The organism is Alicyclobacillus contaminans DSM 17975, assembly GCF_000429525.1.
In the GTDB taxonomy this organism is placed as follows: Bacteria; Bacillota; Bacilli; order Alicyclobacillales; family Alicyclobacillaceae; genus Alicyclobacillus_A; species Alicyclobacillus_A contaminans.
This window is the reverse complement of the sequence record NZ_AUCA01000029.1, coordinates 24,477-47,969: the sequence shown is the minus strand read 5'-3', so window position 1 is coordinate 47,969 and position 23,493 is coordinate 24,477. Positions and strand designations below refer to the sequence as shown.

Annotated in this window: 21 protein-coding genes and 1 riboswitch; of the genes, 17 read left to right on the top strand and 4 right to left on the bottom strand. The window is 58.9% G+C overall.

The window, feature by feature from the left end; translation table 11 throughout:
- Positions 1 to 552: IS21-like element helper ATPase IstB (istB, locus tag G463_RS20135; RefSeq protein ID WP_035487068.1), on the top strand; the 552-nt coding region annotated here is incomplete at its 5' end.
- 521 nt (positions 553 to 1,073) lie between these two features.
- Here istB and odhB read toward each other — a convergent pair.
- Both odhB and G463_RS0111560 read right to left on the bottom strand, forming a co-directional pair.
- Positions 1,074 to 2,375, bottom strand: coding sequence for a 2-oxoglutarate dehydrogenase complex dihydrolipoyllysine-residue succinyltransferase (odhB, locus tag G463_RS0111565; RefSeq protein WP_026975291.1), 1,302 nt, complete (start codon positions 2,373 to 2,375; stop codon positions 1,074 to 1,076).
- 14 nt (positions 2,376 to 2,389) lie between these two features.
- The gene (locus G463_RS0111560) at positions 2,390 to 5,236 is read right to left on the bottom strand and encodes a 2-oxoglutarate dehydrogenase E1 component (protein ID WP_026975290.1); all 2,847 of its coding nucleotides are present in this window, start codon (positions 5,234 to 5,236) and stop codon (positions 2,390 to 2,392) included.
- A gap of 244 nt (positions 5,237 to 5,480) precedes the next feature.
- Here G463_RS0111560 and G463_RS0111555 point away from each other — a divergent pair, with 244 nt between their 5' ends.
- From G463_RS0111555 to aspD, 3 genes are all read left to right on the top strand, one after another.
- Positions 5,481 to 5,738 (top strand): HPr family phosphocarrier protein, encoded by a 258-nt coding sequence (locus G463_RS0111555; protein ID WP_026975289.1) that lies wholly within the window; start codon positions 5,481 to 5,483, stop codon positions 5,736 to 5,738.
- A 165-nt stretch (positions 5,739 to 5,903) separates the two neighbouring features.
- Positions 5,904 to 6,284 (top strand): hypothetical protein, encoded by a 381-nt coding sequence (locus G463_RS0111550; protein ID WP_026975288.1) that lies wholly within the window; start codon positions 5,904 to 5,906, stop codon positions 6,282 to 6,284.
- 85 nt (positions 6,285 to 6,369) lie between these two features.
- Complete coding sequence (gene aspD / locus G463_RS0111545) at positions 6,370 to 8,004, top strand: aspartate 4-decarboxylase (protein ID WP_026975287.1); 1,635 nt, start codon at positions 6,370 to 6,372, stop codon at positions 8,002 to 8,004.
- 70 nt (positions 8,005 to 8,074) lie between these two features.
- Here the strand turns inward: aspD and G463_RS0111540 are convergent, their stop codons facing one another.
- A complete protein-coding gene (locus tag G463_RS0111540) occupies positions 8,075 to 9,445 on the bottom strand; it encodes an amino acid permease (RefSeq protein WP_026975286.1) in 1,371 nt (456 codons plus the stop codon).
- 347 nt (positions 9,446 to 9,792) lie between these two features.
- Here G463_RS0111540 and G463_RS23610 point away from each other — a divergent pair, with 347 nt between their 5' ends.
- The 10 genes from G463_RS23610 to G463_RS0111495 all read left to right on the top strand — a co-directional run bounded on the left by G463_RS23610 (position 9,793) and on the right by G463_RS0111495 (position 18,520).
- Complete coding sequence (locus tag G463_RS23610) at positions 9,793 to 10,344, top strand: hypothetical protein (protein WP_342663824.1); 552 nt, start codon at positions 9,793 to 9,795, stop codon at positions 10,342 to 10,344.
- Positions 10,239 to 11,210, top strand: coding sequence for an aldo/keto reductase (locus G463_RS0111535; protein ID WP_026975285.1), 972 nt, complete (start codon positions 10,239 to 10,241; stop codon positions 11,208 to 11,210). Before G463_RS23610 ends, G463_RS0111535 begins: the two co-directional genes overlap by 106 nt.
- Before the next feature lie 55 nt (positions 11,211 to 11,265).
- Positions 11,266 to 11,366, top strand: a riboswitch (TPP riboswitch).
- Positions 11,367 to 11,441: 75 nt separating this feature from the next.
- The gene (tenA, locus tag G463_RS0111530; RefSeq protein WP_026975284.1) at positions 11,442 to 12,122 is read left to right on the top strand and encodes a thiaminase II; all 681 of its coding nucleotides are present in this window, start codon (positions 11,442 to 11,444) and stop codon (positions 12,120 to 12,122) included.
- Between the two features lie 32 nt (positions 12,123 to 12,154).
- Positions 12,155 to 13,093: a bifunctional hydroxymethylpyrimidine kinase/phosphomethylpyrimidine kinase gene (thiD, locus tag G463_RS0111525; protein WP_026975283.1), complete on the top strand. Its 939-nt coding sequence runs from the start codon at positions 12,155 to 12,157 to the stop codon at positions 13,091 to 13,093.
- Positions 13,090 to 13,908: a hydroxyethylthiazole kinase gene (gene thiM / locus G463_RS0111520; RefSeq protein ID WP_026975282.1), complete on the top strand. Its 819-nt coding sequence runs from the start codon at positions 13,090 to 13,092 to the stop codon at positions 13,906 to 13,908. Before thiD ends, thiM begins: the two co-directional genes overlap by 4 nt.
- Positions 13,909 to 13,910: 2 nt before the next feature.
- Positions 13,911 to 14,564, top strand: coding sequence for a thiamine phosphate synthase (gene thiE / locus G463_RS0111515; RefSeq protein WP_026975281.1), 654 nt, complete (start codon positions 13,911 to 13,913; stop codon positions 14,562 to 14,564).
- A gap of 28 nt (positions 14,565 to 14,592) precedes the next feature.
- The gene (locus G463_RS0111510) at positions 14,593 to 15,495 is read left to right on the top strand and encodes an aldo/keto reductase (RefSeq protein ID WP_026975280.1); all 903 of its coding nucleotides are present in this window, start codon (positions 14,593 to 14,595) and stop codon (positions 15,493 to 15,495) included.
- Between the two features lie 319 nt (positions 15,496 to 15,814).
- A complete protein-coding gene (locus tag G463_RS20130; RefSeq protein ID WP_035487045.1) occupies positions 15,815 to 16,105 on the top strand; it encodes a hypothetical protein in 291 nt (96 codons plus the stop codon).
- Between the two features lie 14 nt (positions 16,106 to 16,119).
- A complete protein-coding gene (locus G463_RS0111500) occupies positions 16,120 to 16,491 on the top strand; it encodes a spore coat protein (protein WP_425387069.1) in 372 nt (123 codons plus the stop codon).
- 274 nt (positions 16,492 to 16,765) lie between these two features.
- Positions 16,766 to 18,520, top strand: coding sequence for a methyl-accepting chemotaxis protein (locus G463_RS0111495; protein ID WP_035487040.1), 1,755 nt, complete (start codon positions 16,766 to 16,768; stop codon positions 18,518 to 18,520).
- Positions 18,521 to 18,637: 117 nt separating this feature from the next.
- On the opposite strand, the gene G463_RS0111490 is transcribed toward G463_RS0111495, so the two are convergent.
- Positions 18,638 to 19,483 (bottom strand): undecaprenyl-diphosphate phosphatase, encoded by an 846-nt coding sequence (locus G463_RS0111490; protein WP_026975277.1) that lies wholly within the window; start codon positions 19,481 to 19,483, stop codon positions 18,638 to 18,640.
- A gap of 308 nt (positions 19,484 to 19,791) precedes the next feature.
- On the opposite strand from G463_RS0111490, the gene G463_RS0111485 reads away from it, so the two are divergent.
- From G463_RS0111485 to G463_RS0111475, 3 genes are read left to right on the top strand one after another with little or no spacing between them, the layout of a single operon-like run.
- Entirely contained in the window at positions 19,792 to 20,928 is a 1,137-nt protein-coding gene (locus G463_RS0111485) for a sugar ABC transporter substrate-binding protein (protein ID WP_026975276.1), read from the top strand.
- Between the two features lie 39 nt (positions 20,929 to 20,967).
- A complete protein-coding gene (locus tag G463_RS0111480) occupies positions 20,968 to 22,467 on the top strand; it encodes a sugar ABC transporter ATP-binding protein (RefSeq protein WP_035487038.1) in 1,500 nt (499 codons plus the stop codon).
- Entirely contained in the window at positions 22,457 to 23,473 is a 1,017-nt protein-coding gene (locus G463_RS0111475; RefSeq protein ID WP_425387070.1) for an ABC transporter permease, read from the top strand. Before G463_RS0111480 ends, G463_RS0111475 begins: the two co-directional genes overlap by 11 nt.
- Positions 23,474 to 23,493 lie beyond the last annotated feature (20 nt).

Below are 23,493 nucleotides of genomic sequence, written 5' to 3'. Positions count from 1 at the left end.
AGAATCCCTGGGCACAAGACATTGTCTGAGTTCGACTTCGCATTTCAGCCCAGTGTTCCAAAACGCGAGATTCTCGAACTGGAGACCCTGAGGTTCGTTGAGAACCATGAGAACGTCGTGCTGCTTGGTCCACCAGGTCTGGGTAAAACGCACATTGCGATGGCGCTCGCCTACAAGGCCGCGGTACAGGGCAAGGATGTTCTGTTCACGACGGCACAGGATTTGATTGACAACCTCTACGCAGCGATGGCGGACGGTACTGTAAAGCAGAAACTACGAGCTCTGGGAAAGCTCGATCTCATCGTCGTCGACGAACTCGGCTACCTACCGATGGACGACACTGCCGGAAACCACCTCTTCCAGCTGGTTTCGAACGCCTACGAGCGCCAGAGCCTGATTGTGACAAGCAACCGGCCGTTTGAGGAGTGGGGAGCGCTCTTCCCGAACCTCTCACTGGCCAGTGCCACGCTGGACCGCCTATTGCACCACGTGTCCGTATTCACATTCAGCGGTGACAGCTACCGCATGAAAGGGGTGAACGCGAGTCTCTAGCACTTGACCACTTCTGACGGATTTAAGTGGCCATTTGTGTCGAAACGAAACTGGCCATTGACAAGATGATTACCAATCTGCGCCCAATGGCCCAGACAATCCGGCACCCTATCCGGTGTACCTATACCGAAAAGGAGATAAGGCAGTCTACCAATTGTCTCCGGATGGAACCGGCGTTTATTTTCCTTCGCAAAACGCGCGCTTTGTGGCTTGGATAGGTGAAAATTCGGGAGATCCGCAGGTGTACGACTTGAAAACCGGAACGTACTACACGCTGCCGGGTATGAATGCTCAGATCCTCGGCAGCCTGCTTGTCTGGAAGGACCAGGGGCGTTTGGTATGGACATCGTTGCCCGTTTGAAGCATTCGTTGAATCGTATGGGGCGAAGTGAGGCTCCTGTAAGCCCTGGGCAATAAAAAAACAACAGCTCCGCGGGTGCTGGTCCACGGAGCTGTTGGGCAGCGGGCCCCCGAGCATATGCTGGGTACCCGGGGGTGGCATGGAATCACGGCTGAGAGAATCAGCCTTCAATCAACAGAGACTCTGGGTCCTCCACGAGCTCCTTCACCTTGACGAGGAACTGCACAGCTTCGGCGCCGTCAACAATGCGATGGTCATAGGACAGTGCGATGTACATCATCGGCCGAATTTCAACCTGGCCGTTGACGGCCACCGGACGTTCCTTGATGCCGTGCATACCGAGGATACCTACCTGCGGCGCGTTCAGAATCGGCGTGGACATCAAGCTGCCAAACACGCCGCCGTTGGTGATGGTGAACGTACCGCCCTGCAGATCCTGCAGGCTGAGCTTGTTCTCGCGCGCTTTCTTCGCGAGGGTGGCGATTTCCCGTTCAATCTCGGCGAAGCTCAGCCGATCCGCGTTGCGAACCACTGGAACCACGAGCCCACCTTCGGTCGCCACAGCGACGCCGATGTCATAGTACTTCTTGATGATGAGGTCTTCACCTTGAATTTCGGCGTTCAACAGCGGGAATGCCTTCAGCGCTCCGACCACTGCCTTCGTGAAGAATGACATGAAGCCAAGGCCCACACCGTGCTTCTCCTTGAACGCGTCCTTGCGGCGCTTGCGGACTTCCAAGATGGCGGTCATGTCCACTTCGTTGAAGGTGGTGAGCATGGCGGCCGTGTGTTGTGCTTCCACCAACCGCTTCGCGATGGTGGCGCGGCGGCGCGACATGCGTACCCGTTCCTCTTCGCGGAAGGACCCCACGGCCGTTGTCGCAGCAGGTGCCGGTGCTGGCTTCGTCGGCGCTGCGGGTGCTGCCGGCGCGGAAGCCGGAGGCGTCACATGGGCCAGGAGATCCCGCAGTTCAATCCGGCCATTCTCGCCGGTGCCGTGGACCTTGCTCAAATCGACCCCGAATTCGAGCGCAGCCCGACGGATGGCCGGCGTTGCGCGGACGGGCCCGGTTTCGGCCGCCTCTGCAGCGGGTGCGGCTGCTGCTGGCGTCGCTGCCGGTGCGGCAGGCGCCGGCGCAGGTGCTGTCGCCACTGAAGCCGCAGCCGACGATGCGGAGGGTGCCGCCGCAGTGCTGGCCGCTGCTGCCGCCGGAGCCGGGGCAGAACCGGCGGCGCCAATCACAGCCAACGTCTCGCCGATGTTGACCGTTTCCCCGGACTGCTTGACGATGGATTGCAGCACACCCGCCTCTTCCGCCATGACTTCCACATTCACCTTGTCGGTTTCCAGTTCCACGAGGGCTTCGCCGGCTTCGACCGGATCGCCCACTTTCTTCAACCACGTGCCGACCGTGGCTTCAACAATCGATTCTCCAAGTTCCGGTACCTTAACTTCACTCACCGTGAAAGCCTCCCTTACTGTAAGACAGCAGATAGTGTCGGTTGCAGTACTTCGTTCAGGATGCGTGCTTGTTCCGCGTTATGATCCGGCGCGTGTCCCTCCGCCGGGCTGGCTTGTTCAGGGCGGCCCACATAGCGCAACTTCACTCGGCTCGGCAGCAGGGCCTGCAACCGCGGTTGCATGTAGAACCACGCGCCCATGTTCTGGGGTTCTTCCTGCAGCCAGACGATTTCTTTCAGGCTTGGGTAGGCAGCGATGACTTCCTGAATCTGTTCCTCAGGGAACGGATACAGTTGTTCAATCCGCGCGACCGCGATGTCGGTGATGTCCACCTTCGCTTTCTCCATCGCGTTGTCCAGGTCCACCGCGACCTTGCCGCTGCACAGAATCAATCGCTTCACGTCTTTTGGCTTCAGGTTCCGCGCATCCTTCAACACGGGTTGGAATCGTCCGTCGCTGAAGGCCTCCGGGCTCGACATCGCCTTCGGATTCCGCAAGAGGCTCTTCGGAGTCATGATGACCAACGGACGAGCGGTCCTGCCGAGGCTTGCGGCCTGCCGACGCAGCAGGTGGTAGTACTGAGCCGCGGAGGTCACGTTGGCAACCACCCAGTTGTTCTGCGCGGACAATTGCAGATAACGCTCCAGTCGGGCACTGGAGTGCTCCGGTCCCTGCCCCTCATAGCCGTGTGGCAGCAGCATCACCAAACCGGAGGACTGGCCCCACTTGGAGATGCCCGCCGAGATGAACTGGTCAATCAATACCTGTGCGGTGTTGGCAAAATCACCGAACTGTGCTTCCCACAGTACGAGCGCGTTGTCGGCATACACCGAATAGCCGTATTCAAAGCCCAGCACCGCGGCTTCCGACAGTGCACTGTTGTGCACCGTGAAGGACGCCTTGGCGTGCGGCAGCGCCTGCAGCGGCACAAATTCGTGGTTGTCGTTCACATCGTGCAGCACCAGGTGTCGGTGGCCAAACGTGCCGCGTTCCGAATCCTGGCCCGTCAGGCGAATCGGCGTACCCTCGGAGAGGATGGTGGCGAACGCCAGCGATTCCGCCAGAGCCCAGTCCACCTTGCCGCCTTCGTCCAGCGCACCTCGGCGTCGTTCCAGAATGCGCTGCAGCTTCGGATACACGTGCAGGTCGGATGGGAACGAGAGCAACGCTTCGTTGATGGATTTCAGCGTGTCGAGCGGGACCTGCGCCGGTTCCACTTCCGTCTCGACCCAGTCGGCAAACGGATTTTCCTCCGTGATCTCGCCGACCTTGGCATACGCGTCTTTCAATTTCTGCAGTACCGCTTCCTCCATCGTCGCGGCTTCCGCGTCGCTCAGCACGCCGGTCGACACCAGCGCGTTGGCGTACAGGGTACGCACCGTTGGATGTTCGGTGATCTTCTGGTAGAGCAACGGTTGCGTCGGAGCTGGGTCGTCTCCTTCGTTGTGGCCCCAGCGCCGGTAACCCACCAGGTCAATCAGGAAGTCCTTGTGGAACTTCTCGCGATACAAGTGCGCCAACCGGATGGCGGTCAGGCAAGCCTCCGGATTATCCGCAGACACGTGCACCACCGGGATTTCAAAGCCCTTGGCCAAGTCGCTGGCGTAGCGGGTGGACCGTCCTTCGTCCTCCTCCGCCGTGAATCCCAGATGGTTGTTGGCAATGATGTGCACCGTGCCCCCCGTCCGATACGCACGCAACCGAGACAGGTTCAGCGTTTCGGCTACCACGCCTTCTCCTGGGAACGCTGCGTCGCCGTGAATCTGGACCGCCAGCGCCTTTTGAACATCCTGCACCGGAGCGCCGCCCTGGCTTCTATCATCTTGTGCAGCGCGAGTATAGCCTTCAATGACTGGGTTTACGAACTCCAGGTGACTCGGGTTGTTCGCGAGCGTGATGCGGACTTCCACCTGCGTCCCCTCGCCAATCACCTTGTTCGCGCCCAGGTGATACTTCACGTCGCCGGTCCATCCGTGATTGATGCCGGTGGACCCTTCGGACGGAACCAGTTCTTTATTGGGCGATCCGTGGAATTCCGCAAAAATCTTCTCATACGGTTTTCGTAATACGTGCGCCAACACGTTCAAACGCCCGCGATGGGCCATGCCAATCATCACGTTGCGGATGCCGGACTCCGCGCACAGTTCAATCAGCTTGTCGAGCATGGGCACCATGGCGTCGACGCCCTCAATGGAGAATCGCTTTTGCCCGACGAACGTGCGGTGCAAAAATTTCTCAAACGATTCAACCTCAGTTAGTCGGTGCAGCAAGTCGCGCTTTTCCGCAGCCGAATAACCGGCATGCAGTTCATTCGACTCGACCATTTCGTCGAGCCATTTGCGCTCCTCGACGTCGGTGACCTGACTGAATTCGTAGGCCAATCCGTCACAGTAGATTTCCTTCAGCCGCCGAACCGCATCCAAGCCCGTGTGCACGTTTGCAGGCGCGTTCGACCAGATGAGCGACGCCGGCAACGCCGCCAAATCCGCCTCCGTCAGGCCGTAGTAGGAAAGCTCCAGAATCGGGGTGTGTTCCGGTTCGCGGAGCGGATCGATATGCGCGGCCAAGTGTCCGTAGTTCCGGATGTTGCGCACCAAGTCGGTGGCGGCCACCAGCTTGCGTGCGAAATCCGTGCTCAGAACGTTGACGGGCCCTTGGATGGAACCGGTTACTCCAGCCTGTTCCGCAACGGTCCAGTCGGCCGGGCTGCCATACTGTTCAAAGAGTGCCCGTGTTTCCGCGTCCACCGAATTCGGATCACTCACGAACTGTTCGTACAGCTCGAGAATGTAACCGCGGTTGGGGCCGTAAAAGTCTTGCCAGAACTGCGTTCCAGTCTGTGCTGTTGCGTTGTCCTCCACAGTACAACCCCTCTTTGATGAATGGATTGATCTTCTTTAGAATCTCCAGCTACAGTAGATCCTAATATCTTGCGGGAAGACACGCCAATGCCCGATTTCGATGAAATGTATCACTTTCTGAGAACGATTCTTGTCGAAAATTCCGCTGTTTCCAGACTTCACAAAACGGCGCGGTGGACTCACCGTCGTCCATCGATGCGTGGTAATATAGGAGGGAAAGTGGACGTGAAAAGAGGTGCGAGAAATGTACGAGAAGCAGGTCGTTGTGAAACTCAAACAGGGGCTGCACGCCCGCCCAGCTGCGGAATTCGTGAAGCTGGCCAATTCCTTCCGCAGCCAGATCACCGTGGAAAAGGGCGACAAGTCCGTGGATGCGAAGAGCATTCTCGGCCTGATGAGTTTGGCTGTGAGCCCGGGTTTGGAAGTGACCATTCGAGCCAACGGATCGGATGAACAGGAAGCCGTGGAAGCGCTGACGGCACTCGTGAGCAAAGAGGAATAAGCATTCCCATAACCATTGAAGAACACGGCAGCGGGTGCCCTCATCAGACCGGGGGACCCGCTTTCATTGTGTGCGTTGGCAAACTGCGGGCAGTTGGTTGTGAACGGACTGCTCAAGATATCGTAAACAGGCGCGTGCCGAAAGGCGGGCGCGAAGGATTACGGGGTGTTGAAGACAGCGATGGTTCGACTGGATGTGCAAAAACGAATTCTGGAAAAGGCGTTGAAAAAGCAGGCTCATCCCTTCGTGGAGGAGGCGGGATCGTTCCATTGGTCCGGCGCAACCCGAGTGGTGAGCCGGCAGACGGAACGAGCATACGAAGTGACGGTGGAAATTTCGGTGACTCCGAATCGGCGAGTGGCCGCAGAGGTGGCCGCGTGTCTCTGCAAGCCGGAGGGCGTGCGTTTTGAGGACTTATTGATTGTTAGTTTGATTGATCCGAAGGCGCAGGGCACCATTCGCTTGAAAGGGTTGCCCAGGCAGGACGAAACGCATGAGTTCATACGTTTTCTGAAGAAGGTGGAGGAGGCCGTAACGGCTTCCTAACCGCGTTCTGCGACATACCCCCTGGCGATTTCGCCCATACTATCTCCGATAGGACGGCGATGCGCATTGAAGGGGGTGTGTCATCATGGCGAAGGAACCGATTCACCGACGGGAGATGGAACGGGCCTACGAACGCGTCAGTCCGTTTGAGCTGAAAAATCGGTTGATTGAATTGGCGAATTCGGGGGAAGAAAAGAGCGCGCGTGCCATGCTGGACGCGGGGCGGGGGAATCCCAACTGGATTGCGGCCACACCCCGCGAATCGTTTTTTGCGCTGGGCTACTTTGCGCTGCAGGAATGTCGGCGGACGTGGAACGAACGGGATCTGGCCGGCAAACCGGCGGCGGAAGGGATTGCCGAGCGTTTTTTTGCGTTTGCGCGCGGGGCGGGGCGCTCATTGCCCGGCATGGACCTGCTGCTGCGCGTGGTGGAATGGGCCATTGAACGCAAAGGATTCCGGCCCGACGCTTGGGTGCACGAGCTGGTTGACGGCATCGTTGGGGACAATTACCCTATGCCCGACCGGATGTTGACGCATGCGGAGCAGGTGGTTCGCGATTACCTGGTGCAGGAATTGTTCGGGAATGCGCCGGCAGTGCCCCTGCAGTTGTTCGCCGTGGAGGGGGCAACGGCTGCGATGTGTTATTTATTTGAAACGCTGCGGGCCAACCATTTGCTGAATCCGGGAGATCAAGTGGCCATGATGGTCCCCATCTTCCCGCCGTATGTGGAAATTCCACAATTGCCGCAATACGATTTTGATGTGGTGTGGATTCACGCGTCGGGGCGGGCCAAGGACGGATCACACACCTGGCAATACCCGCGTGAAGAGTTGGACAAGCTGAAAGATCCCAGGATTCGAGCGCTGTTTTTGGTGAATCCGAGTAATCCACCGTCCGTCGCGCTGGCGCCGGAGGCATTGGAATACCTGGTGCAGACGGTGCGCATTCACCATCCGGATCTGATGATTGTCACGGACGATGTGTACAGCACGTTTACGGAGCATTTTCGGTCCCTGTTGTCCGCGCTGCCGTACAATACGGTCGGTGTGTATTCGTACTCGAAGTATTTTGGTGTGACAGGCTGGCGGCTCGGCGTAATTGCGGCGGCCGAGGACAATGTGTTTGACGAGCACCTGCGACAGTTGCCGGAGGCGGTCAAACAGCATTTGAACCGCCGATACGCTTCCTTGACGATGGATCCCGAACAGCTGCGCTTCATGGACCGGTTGGTCGCGGACAGCCGACAGGTTGCGCTCAATCATACGGCGGGTCTGTCTACGCCGCAGCAGGTGCAGATGACGCTGTTCTCGGCGTTCGCCCTGCTCGACGAACAGAACCGGTACAAGCAACAGACGCGAGACATTTGCATCCGTCGGTTGAAGCGACTGTATGATGGGCTGGGACTGCCGGTGCCCGAAGTGCCGTACAGCGCTCATTACTATACGGAGTTCGATCTCGGTGAATGGGCCCGGCTACATTACGGCGACGCGTTCACGGCGTATTTGAAGGCCAACTATGAGCCAGTGGATGTGTTGTTTCGGCTGGCTGAACAGGCTTCGATTGTACTGTTGAACGGCGGGGGGTTTTACGGCCCAGCGTGGTCGGTGCGCGTCTCACTGGCGAACCTGGATGACGACGCGTACGGTGAAATCGGGAAAGCGCTGCACCGGACGCTGGAGCGCTATGTGGCGGAATGGAGAAATGCCACAGACGGTTGAGTCCGCTGGTGGACCGGAAGTAAAGGAACAGGGGGCCGTGTTGCCCCCCCTGTTGATGATGCGGGTTTGTCTATGCCGCTTGTTGGTTCGACTTGCCCTGTGCCGTACGCTTGATGGCGTACAGGATGAGCAGAATGACCACACTCACCAGGCTCAGGATTAACTGAGAGCGGTCAGACGCGGTGAACGCCATCGAAATGATGACCGCGGCCATCGCAAGGATGCTCAACCAGGTCAGGAACGGATACGCCCACATGCGGACGCGCAAGGAATCCGGCTCCGTTTTCTCCAACTGCCGCCGCATGCGCAGTTCGGAGACGGCAATCAGCAGGTAGATGAACAGGCCGACCGCGCCGGACGAGTTGAGCAAGAACAGGAACACGGTGTTCGGCGACAGGTAGTCCATCGCCACCGACAGATATCCCACCAGCATGCAGAACAGGATGGCGCGCACCGGTACACCGCGCTCGTTCGTGGCGACCAGGGCTTTCGGCGCATCCCCGGAATCGGCCAGGGCGAACAGCATTCGCGAAGCGGTGTAGAGCCCGGAGTTCAGGCACGACAACACGGCCGTGAGTACCACCAAGTTCATGATCCACGCGGCACCAGGAATGCCAATCACGCGCAAAGCGCTTACATACGGACTGACCATTGCGGCTTTGTCATTCCACGGGAGAATCGTGACAATCAAGAAAATAGATCCGATGTAAAACACCAACACGCGCCAGATCACTGAGTTGGTTGCGCGGGCCACCGCCTGACGCGGTTCCGCAGATTCGGATGCGGCAATGGTCACAATCTCAGAACCGAAGAACGAGAAAATCAGCGTGGTTACGCTGGCGAACAGAGCTACGACACCAAATGGCGCAAATCCGCCGTGCTTTGTCAGATTGCTGAAATCCATATGCGCGTGCGGCCACAGGCCCAGCACATAGAGCGCACCGACAATAATAAACAGGATAATCGCCGCTACTTTAATGGATGCGAACCAGTACTCAAATTCCCCATAAGAGCGAACGGAAATCAGGTTTGTCAGGGTCAACAGGAACAGAAGGATGACCGTCAATACCCACAGGGGAACGCCGGGCAATAGCCAGTTTTCCAGCGTTTTGGCTCCAGCCGTTGCTTCGACGGCAACCACAATGACCCAGAAGTACCAGTACAGCCATCCGACAATAAAACCGGCCCAATCTCCCAGCGCGGTTCGCGCATAAGCGGCGAATGAACCGAGGGTCGGTTTCGCCACGGCCATTTCCCCCAGCATTCGCATGACAAGAATCACCAGCAGTCCGGCCAGGGCGTAGGAGATGACGGACGCAGGACCTGCGGTCTGAATCACAGCGCCGCTGCCGACGAAGAGGCCTGCGCCAATGACTCCGCCCAACGAGATCATGGTCATATGACGCATCTTCAGATCCTTTTTGAGCGTCTGTTGGCTCACAACAAGCTCCTCCTTTCGGGGAAGTGGGTAGATTCATGCATAAACAACGAAAATATTATCAAACTGTAACTCCGAGATAAATCATTATACCATAGTCAAACCTTTCTGCATTCACGCACCTCCAATTCGCGGCGAGAGAAAATTTCAATTAGACTATGACCGATATTTTAACCGCAATCGTAAGCGTTTTCAATTCCATATGTTTGCTAAATTTACACATAGAACTGAATCACAAGAATCCAGCATAATGTTTGTTCTGGAGCACGTCTTCGCTGACGCTGCGTTCGAATACGTGGTTAACATGCCCGTTTTCCCCGTTTCCATACGCGGACGCAGCCAGGGTGCGTATGAAACCTATGCAAGATAGATGGAACACAGGCACTGAACGTCCAGCACGCTGCGCCGACAGACCATTTTACGGGTTGGGCGAGAAGCCTGGGTTTCTCGACAAACAGGGGGAGGCGTACACCATGTGGAACTCGGACGTGTACGCGCCGCACAACCCGGAAACGGACGCGCTGTATGTGTCCGTCCCTTTCTCATCCACACCGGGGGCGAGCAACCGTACGGCCTGTTCGTGGACAATCCAGGGCGCACGCGGTTTGATATGCGCGCGGGAGATGGACGTGGCGATGATCCACCCACAGCGATGTGTCACATCCCAATCACGACCGGTCAGCGTATCCACCCGGCATGGCGCACGGATGCTGGGTGGTGGTGTTTGCCAACGCAAACCCGGTTTCGTTATGCTGGAGGGGAAACAGGGACCACGCAGGTTGGAGGGATGCGAACGATGCAGTATCGTCGGCTGGGACAGAGTGGATTGGAAGTGTCCGTACTGGGGCTTGGAACCAACGCGTTCGGCGGCCGCGCGGACAAGGCGGCTTCCATTCAGGTGATTCACGCCGCCCTCGACGCGGGCGTCAACTTCATTGATACTGCCAACATTTATACAAACACGATGTCGGAACAGATCATCGGCGAAGCGCTCGCTGGGCGTCGCCAAGAAGTGGTGCTGGCCACGAAGGCGGGCATGCCTCGCGGCGAAGGTCCGAATGAACGAGGCGGATCAAGGGTGCACCTGATGCGGGAACTCGAGGGCAGCCTGCGGCGTCTGCAGACGGACTACGTGGACCTGTATCAGATTCACGCGTTCGATCCGCACACGCCGCTGGAGGAAACGCTCCGCGCGCTCGACGACATGGTGCGGCAGGGGAAGGTGCGGTATATCGGCGCCTCCAACTACGCGGCCTGGGAGTTGATGAAGGCGCTCGGTGTGTCGGAACGGCTCGGACTCAACCGGTTCGTCTCCATCCAACCGTGCTATTCCCTGGCCGACAGGACCATTGAACGGGAACTGGTGCCGCTGTGTGTGGATCAGGGCATCGGCATCATTCCGTATTTTCCGCTGGCCGGCGGGATTCTCACCGGCAAGTACGCGGGGGGTGGGAAACCGGCCGGATCGCGCGCGGAAAAGGACCCGAATTTCGCCAAGCGGTTGGATGAACAGCGGGTGTTGCTGGGCGCGAAGGTGGCGCGGCTGGCCGAGGAATTGGACACCACGGCGGGCGCGGTGTCGCTGGCGTGGCTGATGGAGCAGCCGGCGGTCTCCACCATCATCGTGGGCGCAACGCGTCCGGAACAGGTGCAGGAGAACGTGAAGAGCGTGGATCTGGTCCTGACCCCGGAGACGCTGCAAACACTGGACGAGTGGAGCCGGGCGTTTGTGTACCGTGAACCGTTTGCGGAATATCGATTGCGCTGACCTCTACCCAACGTGCGCAATCCGTGATATGGTACAGACAACAACTGAACATGGCACAGGCCACTAGGGGAGCTGCACTGCTGAGACAAGGGAAACCTTGGACCCTTAGCACCTGAACTGGGTAATACCAGCGTAGGAAAGTGGCGTGGAGCAGGTGGGGACGGGTGACTGCACCGACCTGCTCCGTTTTCCCCAAGCGGCCTCCCGATGTTGAAAAGGAGGCTGTTTTTTATGTCGTTTACGAGCGCTTTGCGCAGTGAGGCGGCACCGTTGTTCGACGCGGTCTATCAGCATCCGTTCGTACAGGGGCTTGCCTGCGAGAATGTGCCGCCCGCAGCGCTCCTGCACTATGTGCAACAGGATGTCCGCTATCTGCAAACGTACGCGAAGGTGTACGGATTGGCCCTGGCAAAGTCGCGGGATCTGGCGGAAATGCGATTCTTCCATGAACGGCTGGCGGTGGTGTTGTCCGGCGAATCCACGGCGCACGAGAATCTCTGCCGAGCAGCCGGACAGGACTACGCCAGCCTGCCGTCGGCGGAATGGTCACCGTCCGCCCACCATTACGCGCAGCACCTGCTGGCAACGGCGTACGCGGGTAGCCTAGGGGAAATTTTGGCTGCCGTGCTCCCATGCCACTGGATGTACGTCGATGTGGCGGAGCGTCTCTGCGCATCGGTGCGGCCAACGCCCGCGCACCGCTTTTACGACTGGATGCGATTTTACGCCAGTCCAGCGATGCAAGACAGCCTGCGGGATGTTTTGGCACGATTGGACGAATTGGCGGAACAGGCGGGAGAAAGGGAGCGGATTTCCATGCGCCGCGCGTTTCTCACCAGTTGCCAGTTGGAGTATGAATTTTTTGACATGGCCTGGCGCCAGCAGGCGTGGGCGCTGGCGGAGCAAGCATAGACGGAGTTCAACAGAGATGGGGGGATGACGAGATGCAGATGACGGAGAAGGGGCACGTGGTCCGTGCGCTGACCATTGCCGGGAGTGACAGCGGCGGCGGCGCCGGAATCCAGGCGGATTTGAAAACGATGCACCAATTCGGGGTTTTTGGCATGTCTGTGCTCACGGCGTTGACCGCTCAGAACACCACCGGGGTGCAGGCGGTGCACGAGGTGCCTGTGTCCTTTGTGCTCGAACAATTGACGTCGGTGTTTACGGATCTGCGACCGGACGCCGTCAAGACGGGGATGCTGGCGTCCTCGGCCATTATCCGGGCTGTCGCGGATTTCCTGCAAAGTCAGCCGCGGGTGCCATTGGTGGTGGATCCGGTGATGGTCGCAAAGGGCGGCCATCGGTTGTTGGCCGCCGATGCCACGGAGGCCTTGAGGCAAACCCTGCTGCCGTTGGCGGCGGTGGTCACGCCGAACGTGCCGGAGGCAGAGGTCCTGTACGGCGAGCGGTTGGCCGACTGGGCGGCGTGCCATCAAGCCGCTCGCCGAATTGCCGGCTTTGGCTCGCAGGTCGTGGTGGTGAAGGGGGGCCACGCGCCTTCGGATGGAATGTCGGCCACGGGTCGATGGGACCTGTCCGTGGATGTGGTGTACACCGAGGAGCAGTTCACGTATTTCGCCGCGCCCCGCGTGATCAGCGAGAATACCCATGGCACCGGCTGCACCTTTTCGGCGGCGGTGGCCGCCGCATTGGCCAGCGGCGCGGCACCGCTGGCCGCCATTGCGGCGGGCAAGGCGTTTGTGTCGCGGGCCATCGCCGGCAGCGTCGGCTGGGACGTGGGAACGGGGCACGGGCCGACCAATCACTCCGTGCCCGTCCCGGCTTCGTTCAACCCTGTGGCGGGCGGTTTCTACGTGTGGGATGGCGACAATTGGCACGAAGATGCGGCAGCATCTCGGGAATGGAGGAGATTTGCGTGAATTTGGGATATTGGTTGGAACAGGTGCGTGAACAGCGGCCGCTGGTGCACAACATCACGAATATCGTGGTGACCAATATTGCGGCGAATGTCCTGTTGTCGGCGGGGGCGTCGCCGGTGATGGCGGACGCGCCGGAGGAAGTGGCGGACATGGCGCGGATTGCCAGCGCTTTGGCGCTGAACATGGGAACCATTTCGTCCGCCATCCTCGATGTGATGGTGAAAGCAGGGCAGTCTGCCAACGCGCATCAGGTGCCGATTGTGTTCGATCCGGTCGGCATTGGCGCGACACCGTTCCGCTCCGAGGCGGCGCAGCGACTCGGCGATGCGATGCACTTCACGGTGCTGCGCGGCAACGCCGGCGAAGTCGGTGTGTTTCTCGGCTGCGGGGGTGAAGTGCGCGGGGTGGATTCGGCTGGAGCCAGCGCGGCTCTGCCGGCGGCGATGAAGGCGTACGCCAAAGCGCACCGGACGGTGGTGGTGGCCACCGGGGCGGAGGATCTGGTGACGGACGGCGAGACCGTGTGGCGCCTGGCCAACGGCCATCCGCTGCTGGCTTCCATCACGGGCTCCGGATGCATGCTCACGGCGCTGCTCGGCGGGTTTGTCGGCGTGGTTCCGCGGGGCAGCGATGTCTCCACATATGCCGAAGCGGCGATGGCCGCGGTGACCTGTCTGAATGTGGCCGGAGAGCACGCCGCAGTGGATGCCGCGGGGCCGGGCACCTTCCAGGCGCGCCTGTTTGACGCGCTGTACCATTTGACGTCGGACGAGGTCAATCGGCAGGCGAATATCTCCGTCATGGAGGGGATTTGACGATGACGCGGGAGCGGTGGCGGGAACTCCAGACACGCCTGGCGCTGTACGTGGTCACCGACGAAGGCAATGACACGGAGCGCCTGCTTCGCGCGGTCCGGGAAGCGGTCGCGGGCGGTGCCACCGCGGTGCAGCTGCGCCGCAAACAGGAGGATGGCCGCCGGTTTGTGGAACTGGGGCATGCCGTGCGCGCCATCACGCGGGAGGCGGGGGCACTTTATTTCGTGAACGACCGCGTGGACATCGCCCTGGTCACGGACGCGGACGGCGTCCACATAGGGCAGTCGGACATCCCCTGCCTGGACGCGCGGCGCCTGATGGGGGATCGGTGGATCGGCGTTTCGGCCGGATCGCTCAAGGAAGCTCTGCAAGCCGAGCGGGATGGCGCGGATTACCTGGGTGTGGGCGCGGTGTTTCCGACGACATCGAAAGACGACGCGGAAGTTTGCGGCATGGACGTGCTGCGGGATATCGCGCGGGCGGTGCAGATTCCCGTGGTCGCCATCGGCGGCATCCAGGCCGACAACGCCGCCGATGTGGTGCGTGCGGGTGCGCGCGGCGTGGCCGTGGTGTCCGCGGTGATGCTGGCGGAAGACCCTCGTCGTGCAGCCTCCCATTTGTGTGGTGTTGTGCGAGCCGCAGCTCCGATATACTGAAGCCAAACGGTGGCGGAGGGATGCACACATGGAGCAGCGGCGGTTGGGAAGCACGCAGTTGTGGGTTCATCCGTTGGGGCTTGGCTGCATGTCATTTCCGGATGCGCAGACGGCGGCCGAACTGGTGCATCTGGCGCTGGACGCCGGCGTGAACTTCTTTGATACCGCGGATCTGTACGGCCAGGGGACGAATGAAATGTGGCTCGGCGAAGCGCTCAAGGGGCGCCGTCACGAGGTGATCATTGCCACGAAGGTCGGAAACCGATGGGAGCCAGGGAAGCCGGGCTGGTACTGGGGGCCGTCGAAAGCGTACATCCTGCAGGCGGTGGAGGACAGCCTGAGAAGGCTGAAGACCGATTACATTGATTTATACCAACTGCACGGCGGAACGTTGGATGATGAGATGGACGACATCATCGACGCGTTTGAGCAGTTGAAGACCACAGGGTACATTCGCGCGTACGGCATCTCGTCGATTCGGCCAAACGTGATCCGCGAGTACGCGCAGCGGTCGAGCATCGCGACGCTGATGACGCAGTACGGGATTTTGGACAGACGTCCGGAGGAGGACGTGCTGGACCACGTGCTGGCGGCCGGGATTTCCGTGATTGCGCGGGGATCGCTCGGCAGGGGCTGGCTGACCGCTCGCGGCCGGACCGACGATGCAGGATTCCTCGACTATTCGGCGGCGGAATTGCGAACGCTGCGCGCGCGCCTCGCGGAAGTGGCGGGGGGTGTAGATCACCTGGCATCGCTGGCGCTGCGCTACAGCCTGCACCACGCGGCAGTGGCGGTGGCCATCCCCGGTGCGCGCACACGGGAGCAGTGGACGGAAATTCTGCAAGCTCACTGGGATGGTCCTCTGCACCAGGACGAAGTGGCCGCGTTGACGTCACTGTTGAAGCCTCAGCGATATGAACAGCATCAATGAAGCATACAGCGTATCCACAGGCGGAGCCCGCCCTATGGCGGGACCCGCCTGCTTTTCGTGTTGTGGATAAGTTGTCCACAGGGAGATTGGTTGAGTGGAGCGCTTGGGACGATGTTTTTGCGCACAGAAGGCCGAGGAGTTGGGGATGGAATGTGGGTAAGCCACACAGTTATACACAGAGTTACGCACATATCCACAGTTTTGCACAGGAGATGTGGATGAGTTTGTGAATAAGTCTCCAATCGCAGACCTCCCCTGAAGGGGATAATTGAAACGGGGAACAGGCAAGCTAAGTATGCTTTGGAAAGGAGGGAGCGCAATGCAAGGGCAAACACAGTCGTCGGGGGCAACGCAGGCGGCACAGCCGCTGATGCAAACGCCGCCTCACGTGATCACCGCAAAAGATCTGAGTTATCTGAAGGATGCCATGTCGTGGGAATTGATTGCGATGAAGAAATGCGCTCATTACGCACAGGAGTGTTCCGATCCGGACGTGCGTGCATGTTTGGACAGAATCGGCCGGCTGCACCAACGTCATTACAACCTCCTGCTGCAGCAGTGTCAGCCCACAGCTGTCAACCAACAACCGCAGACGGCGGCGATGCAGTGAGAGGAGGGGCCTTCGTGCAAGCACAAAATGGAAACAACGCCCAGGCACGGGTGATTCAGAATCCGAAACCTGCCAACGAACCCAAGGTCAAGGGACCGCAAATGAACGACCGGGATCGACTGAATGATGTGTTGGCGACCGAAAAGTATCTGACCGACAGCTTTAATACGGCGGCGCGCGAAGCCAGCCACGACGCCCTGCACCGTCAGATCATGACCATTCTCAACGAGAGCCACCAGGCGGCGCGAGACGCTTACAATGTCATGTTTCAAAAAGGCTGGTACAAGCTCGAAGCCGAAACGCCGCAAAAGATTCAGCAGGCTCAGCAACAATTTCAGAAATACGCCACGCAGTTTCCGTTTTCCACAAATGCAACGACGATGTGATGAAGCGACGGATTGTCCACAGAACAGAACCTATCTTTGTCCACAGGGCTGCCCGTATCACCGCGGGCGGCCCTCTTTATGGATCTGCGGCGTTCATGGGTGGGATTGACACGCCGTTTACGTTCTTCACAAACAATTTACAATGCACTCACTGGAACTACACACTCGTCCGCTAGGTTTGAAGTGATCATTGGTTGGGAGGAAGTGCTGTGATCGGAAGGATTGGCTAACATCCCGAAGCCCGACTCAGGAAAATTTCAAAGGAGTGGCGTTGGTGAAGCAGCAAGATCTGGAACACCCGGAGTTGGCGCAGGGGAAACGCATGCGGCGATTCCAGAATTTCAGCATTCAGTACAAGCTCATGATTCCGTTCACGTTCATTGTACTCATCTCCATTCTGATCGTGGGCGTCCTCGGCGTCCACACAGCCCAGGGTGTGATTGTGAAGTCCAGCGAGAACAAACTCGCCTCAGACGCCAAGGTGAGTTTGACCCTCATAGACAACCAATTCAACGGGAATTGGCAAATTATTAACGGAAAGTTATGGAAGGGTTCGTTGGTCTTCAACGACAACGCCTCGGTGATGCAGGAAATCAGCGCGGAAACCGGCGATGCGGTGGGACTGTTCCAGAGCGATGTGCGGGTGGCCACATCTTTGCAGAAAGGTGAAAAATTTGCTGTCGGAGACCGGGCACCTGCAGCCGTGGTGAATACGGTGCTCAAACAGGGCAAAGTGTTCACAGGACAGGAGACCATCCTCGGTGCACGGTACGAGACGGCTTACGTACCGATTCGCGACGAGAAGATGCAGATTATCGGCATGTGGTTCATTGGCATTCCTTTGCAGAGCCTGTTGGCGGAGGAAAACTCCCTGCGCACGGAAGCTGTACTGGTGGGATTGGTGGTCCTCGTGCTGACACTCGCCCTGTCCTGGCTGCTGTCTCATCGCATGAAACGCGCCGTCAGCGATCTCGTGGGCCTGGCTCGCAAAGTGGGAGATGGGAACCTCAGTCAACTGGCGGAAGTGAAGACCGGAGATGAACTGGGACAGTTGGCCATGGGCTTCAATCAAATGGTGACTTCGCTGCGGTCGCTGATTTCTGAAGCGGAACGCACCTCCGCCCTGATGGCCTCGGCCGCCGAAAACATGAGCACCATCGCGGAGGAAGGGAGCCGCGGCGCGGAACACGTGAGTCTCACGATTGAACAGGTAGCCGTGGGTGCGCGTGAGCAGGTGGCCACGGTGGAAGGCGGCACGGCGCGAGTGGCCGGGGTGACGGAGCGCATGGCGCACATCGCGGACAGCGCGCGGATGGTCTCGTCCGTGGCCGTTCATGCGGACGAGGTCACCGAGGGCGGGCATCTGTCCATCGGTCAAGCGGTGCAACAAATGCACTCGATTCAAGGGGCGGTGGGACAACTGGAGCGTGTGGTGAGCGGACTGGAGGAGCAGTCCAACCGCATTGGCCGGATTGTCGACGCGATGGAAAGCATTGCGGGACAGACTCAGTTGTTGGCGCTGAACGCAGCGATTGAAGCGGCCCGCGCGGGGGAACACGGACGCGGTTTCACGGTGGTGGCCAGCGAAGTGAAGAAGTTGGCAGACCAGTCTTCCGATTCCGCCAAACAGGTTGCGGAACTCATCCAGTCCATTCAATCGGGCATCCATCAGGTATTGGCGTACACGCGGCAATGCCATTCCGAAGTGGATGACGGAGTACATACAGTCAGCGCGGCGGGAACGTCCTTCGAGCGGATTCGGGAAGTGGTGGCGACCGTGTCCACGCAAATGGGCGCCGTGACGCAGGCCGTCGACGAGATCACGCAGGAAACCAGTCAATTGAGCGCGGCGATGGACGGCGTTCTGAAGGTCACAACCATGACCGCCACCGCCATGGAAACCCTGTCGGCGACCAGTGAGGAGCAATCGAGCGCCATGCAGGAGGTGTCGTCCTCTGCGACATCGCTCAGTCAGATGGCAGACAGGTTACGGGCGTTGGTCGGCCGGTTTGTGCTCGAGAAGCAGTAATCACTTCCGATGAGCGGAAAGCGGGTAGTTCGGGCGAGGGTTTCTTCGCCTGAACTACCCGCTTTGCCATGGTGAGGTGTCCCAGCGTCCCCAAGGGGAACGCTCGGCGTCCTCGAGTTACAGGTGAATGCCGGTGACGGCCAGAATGAACACCAGCGCACCCACAATCAGACAGTAGCGTGCGAATGGACGCAGCGCACGAACCTCTTGTGTGCGGAAGTACCGCATCAGGAACACCGTGGTCAGATACGCGAACACCGCCGCCAGCACGCCGCCGACCAAACCGTACATCAACATGTCCGTCGCGTGCGCGTGCAGCACCTTCGGGATTTCCACCACCGCGGCGCCCAGAATCACCGGCGTGGCCAACAGGAAGCTGAAGCGCGCGGCCTCTTCGTATGTGAGCCCCGTGGCGAGACCGGCGGTCATGGTGATGCCGGATCGGGAAATGCCAGGAATGAGGGCGAACGCCTGCAGCACGCCGATGATGAAACTGCGCCCGTAGGACATCCGCGAAATTTGTCCGGTGCCTGCTTTGCGGCGAAGCCTGTCCGCAATCAGCAATATCACCCCGTTGATCATCAGGAACAGGGAGGCAGAGACCGCGGAAGGAAACAGCTCGCGAAATTTGTTTTCCAGCAGTTTCCCGATGATGGCTGCCGGAATGGTGGCCACCACAATGAGCATCAGGAGTCGGAAATTCTCCTGCCGCTTCACGTGTCCGCGGCGAGATTGGAAGAGGGAGCCGATGAGGGCAATCCAATCCCTGCGGAAGTACCAGAGGAGGGCGAGCGCGGTGCCCAAATGCAGCATGACGACGAACGGCAAGAACTGATCGGAATCCGAGATATTGGTCCAGCCGAGGACGTACGGCAAAATGACGGCATGTCCCACACTGCTGACCGGGAATAGTTCAGTAACGCCTTGCACCATGGCGGTGATGACGACCTGCAACCAAAGCACGCTGAACCATCCTTTCTGTCCTTTGCAGCCGCTGTGATGTATGTACAGCCCACGTTAAGGGTGTACCGTGAATCGGGCGGTAAGTCAAGACAAATTCTGTGTGAGCGGCAGCGTCACAGTCCGCACTTTTCGCGCAATTAAATACCTATTGACAGATTGGAATACTCTTTTATAATTCGACGTAACCACGTCGAGCGTGTCCAAGAACGTCGGGGTTACGGGTTGACGCGTCTTGTCACAGCGCCGCATCAGCCAGTTGTTGTGCGGAGAGCCGTGGAAGTAAAGACACAGCAAGGGGGAAAAGTAAGATGCGCACATTCGGGAAATCGACAGGACTGGGAATGGTCTTGGGCCTATCCCTGCTCTTGGCCGGCTGCAGTCTGCAGCAATCCGTCAATGGCACCCAGGACGCCACGGCCCAGCAAAACGCGGTGGCCGCAGGTGCCGCAGCGAACGCCACAACATCCACCGACAGCCAATCCACGCCATCGTCTTCCGTAGTGCTGGAAAAGAAACCGACGAAAATCGCCGTGGTCTCTGAGTACACCGACGACGAATGGTCCGCACAGTTTTTGTCCGGCATTCGAGCGACGGCGTCCGCGTTCGGGGCGACACTCATCACCACAGACGCGCAGCACAATCGTGAACAAATGGTGTCCCAATTGGACGCTGTGATTCAACAGAAGCCGAACGTCATCATTGTCAACCACGGCGATGCGGATGCGCTGAAACCCGAAGTGGAAAAGGCCATTGCCCAAGGCATCAAGGTCATCACCTCGGATGTGACCATTAACGTGCCAGGTCTGACATCGCAACTCGGACAGGACGATTATGATTTGGCGCTGTTGTCCATTGAAAAAATGGCGGAAGACATCAATGGTCAGGGCAACATTGTGGTCATTTGGGTGGGTGGATACGCGCCGATGGACAAGCGTATGAAAATTCTCAAGGTCATGGAGTCTGAATATCCCGACATCCACGTGGTGGCTCAGTTCGGCGACGCCACCAATACCACCATCTCGGACACCATGAGTCGCATGGAAGCCGTATTGCGCGCGCATCCGAATGATATCAAGGCAGTCTGGGCGTCTTGGGACCAGTTCGCTCTGGGGGCGGAACAAGCGATTCAGGCGTTGCATCGGACGGTTCCGGTTTATTCCATTGACCTGAGCACGCAGGATGTGGCCAAGATGCGCCAGAGCGGCAGTACGTGGATGGCTTCCGCCGGTACGGATGTGTATCAGTATGGCGTTGTCGCCACCCGTTTCGCTGTTGCTGCCGCCTATGACCAACCGGTGCCCCGTTACTATCTGTTACCAGGGGCTTTAATGACAAAGGACAACGCGCCAACCAACGAATCCATTCATGCGTGGTTTGAGAAGGCGTATCCCGACCAGAACAACATCGGCTTGACGCCGGCTTTGCAGAGCCTGTTAAAACATTGAGGCAACAGGAGAGATGTCGCGGTGAAAGGGGGCGGACAGATGGAATCACCGATTCTGGCGATGCATGGAATCAGTAAGACTTTTCCGGGTGTACACGCGCTGAAAAATGTGGATTTGGAATTTCGAAAGGGGGAGGTTCATGCGTTGGTTGGCGCCAATGGCGCCGGCAAAAGCACGGTGGTTAAGATTCTCTCAGGCAGCATTGCGAAGGATGCGGGCCAAATGGAGTTTGAAGGCAAGGCCGTTGAGATCACCTCCCCAGAGGATGCCGAAGCCTTGGGCATCGCCACGGTCTACCAAGAAGTGGACACGGTGCTCGTACCCACTCTGAGCGTGGCGGAGAACCTGTTCCTACGGGCGACGGGGCCACGGTGGATTCGTTGGTCCAAGTTATATGACACGGCCAAGCAGTGGATGGCGGTGGTGGGCTGGCATGGCAATGTACGCACGCCAGTACATATGCTGTCGCTGGCAGAAAAACAACTGATCGTCATCGCCAGGGCTTTGGGTAGGCAGGCGAAGGTGTTGATATTGGACGAGCCCACGGCCTCCCTGGGCACGGCCGAAGCTGAGGCGCTGCATACCATGCTGCGCCATTTGCGGGACGCAGGCTTGACCGTCCTCTACATATCGCACCGGCTGAACGAAGTGTTCGCATTGGCAGACCGGCTGACAGTGATGCGTGACGGGCAGCGGGTGTTCACGCTGGATGTAGCCGGCACACCGCCTGCGGAATTGCACCAGCGCGTGGTCCAAGGCATGCTGTCCGAATCGCTGGCTGCGTATTATCCCAAAACGCCAGTGCCGCCGGGGGAAGTCCTGTTGGAAGTCGAGAACTTGCGAGCACCGGGGGTGCACGGGGTCAGTTTCGCCGTGCGTGCCGGTGAGATTCTCGGCATCACGGGTCTGGTTGGTGCCGGCAAGACGGAACTGGCGCATGCCTTGTACGGTGTGACGCAGCCGCTGGCGGGGACCATCCGACTCGGTGGTGTAGCGCGTCAAATCTGTCATCCCCATCAAGCTGTGCAGCTTGGCATGTACATGATACCGGAGGAGAGAAGACAGCAGGGCGTATTTGTCGATGAATCTTGCACCGTGAACCTGTCCATTACGGATGACAGCCGTTGGGTGCGCAAAGCCCGGGTCAAGGCGTTGGCGCGGGATTTGGCTGAACAGGTGCGGTTGGTGACGAGCAGCCTGGACAAACCGGTGCGCTGGCTGAGCGGTGGGAATCAGCAAAAGGTATCGCTTGGAAAGTGGATTGGGCTAAAAGGACAGGTGTTCATCTTCGACGAGCCGACCAAAGGGATTGACGTCGGCGCCAAGACGGAGATTTACCGGCTGATGACCGCGCTGGCGAAACGCGGGGCGGCCATTCTGCTCATTTCCTCTGAAATCGAGGAGGTCTTGGGCATGAGCGACCGGCTCTTGGTGCTGTACCAAGGAACGGTGGCAGCGGAGTACAACGCGGATGTCAGTGAGCATGAAGTGTTGAAAATGGCAACGGGGGGAGGATATCTCCGTGTCGGTGAACATTGAAGCGGAATGGGGCGGACAACGACAGTTGACCTGGGGCAAGTTTCTCGAACGCTACGGTACTCTGATCTTCATTCTACTGGTCATTGTGTTTTTTGCGGTGACCTGCCCGGGCTTTCTGACCGCGGCCAATTTCTCGGACATTATCCGCTCCATCACGATTACGACATTCATTGCGCTGGGCGTCACGTTCTCCCTGGCGGTCAACGGGTTTGATTTGTCCATCGGCAGCGTCGCCAGCTTTTCTGGGGCTCTGGCTGCCGGGCTGATGGTTTGGAATCGCCAGCTCACGTTGGTGGCCGTGCTGGTGCCGTTGGTGGCAGGCCTGGCGGTGGGCATTTTGAATGCCCTGCTCATTGTGTACTTGCGCCTGCCGGATATTCTGGCTACGTTGGCCACCCTGTTTGTGGTCCAGGGCTTGCAGTTGACCTACAGTCAAGGCACCAACATTTATTCGAACATGCCGATGGCCAACGGAACGACGGCCCCCGGGGTCATCCTGAAATCATTCATGGCACTGTCGCAAGGATCTCTGTGGCATATTCCGATTCCGCTGTTCCTTTTGGTGCTCGGCGCGGGGCTGGCGCACTGGTTTCTGACGTATACGCGCGCAGGCAGGAACATGTACGCCATCGGAGGCAACGAGTTGGCCGCGTATTTGACCGGCATTCGGGTCAAACGCTACAAAGCATTGGCTTATATCCTGTCCGGCGGATTTGCTGCCTTTGGCGGCGTGCTGCTGACCGCGCGGCTAGGCGCGGGCGAGACGCTGGCCGGTTCTCCGTATTTGTTGGACGCAGTCACAGCCACCTACATTGGCCTGTCGGTGTTCGGCATCGGTAAACCAAACGCCATCGGGACCTTGGTCGGTGCCTTCTTCCTCGGAGTGATTCTCAATGGCGCGACGATGCTGAATATTTCTTACACCGCGCAGGACATTTTCAAAGGCATTGTCTTGGTTGTGGCGTTGATTTTCAGTTATACGCAAAAGACTCGCAGATTGGCCTAGCAGTTTCAGGCTATGCAGCC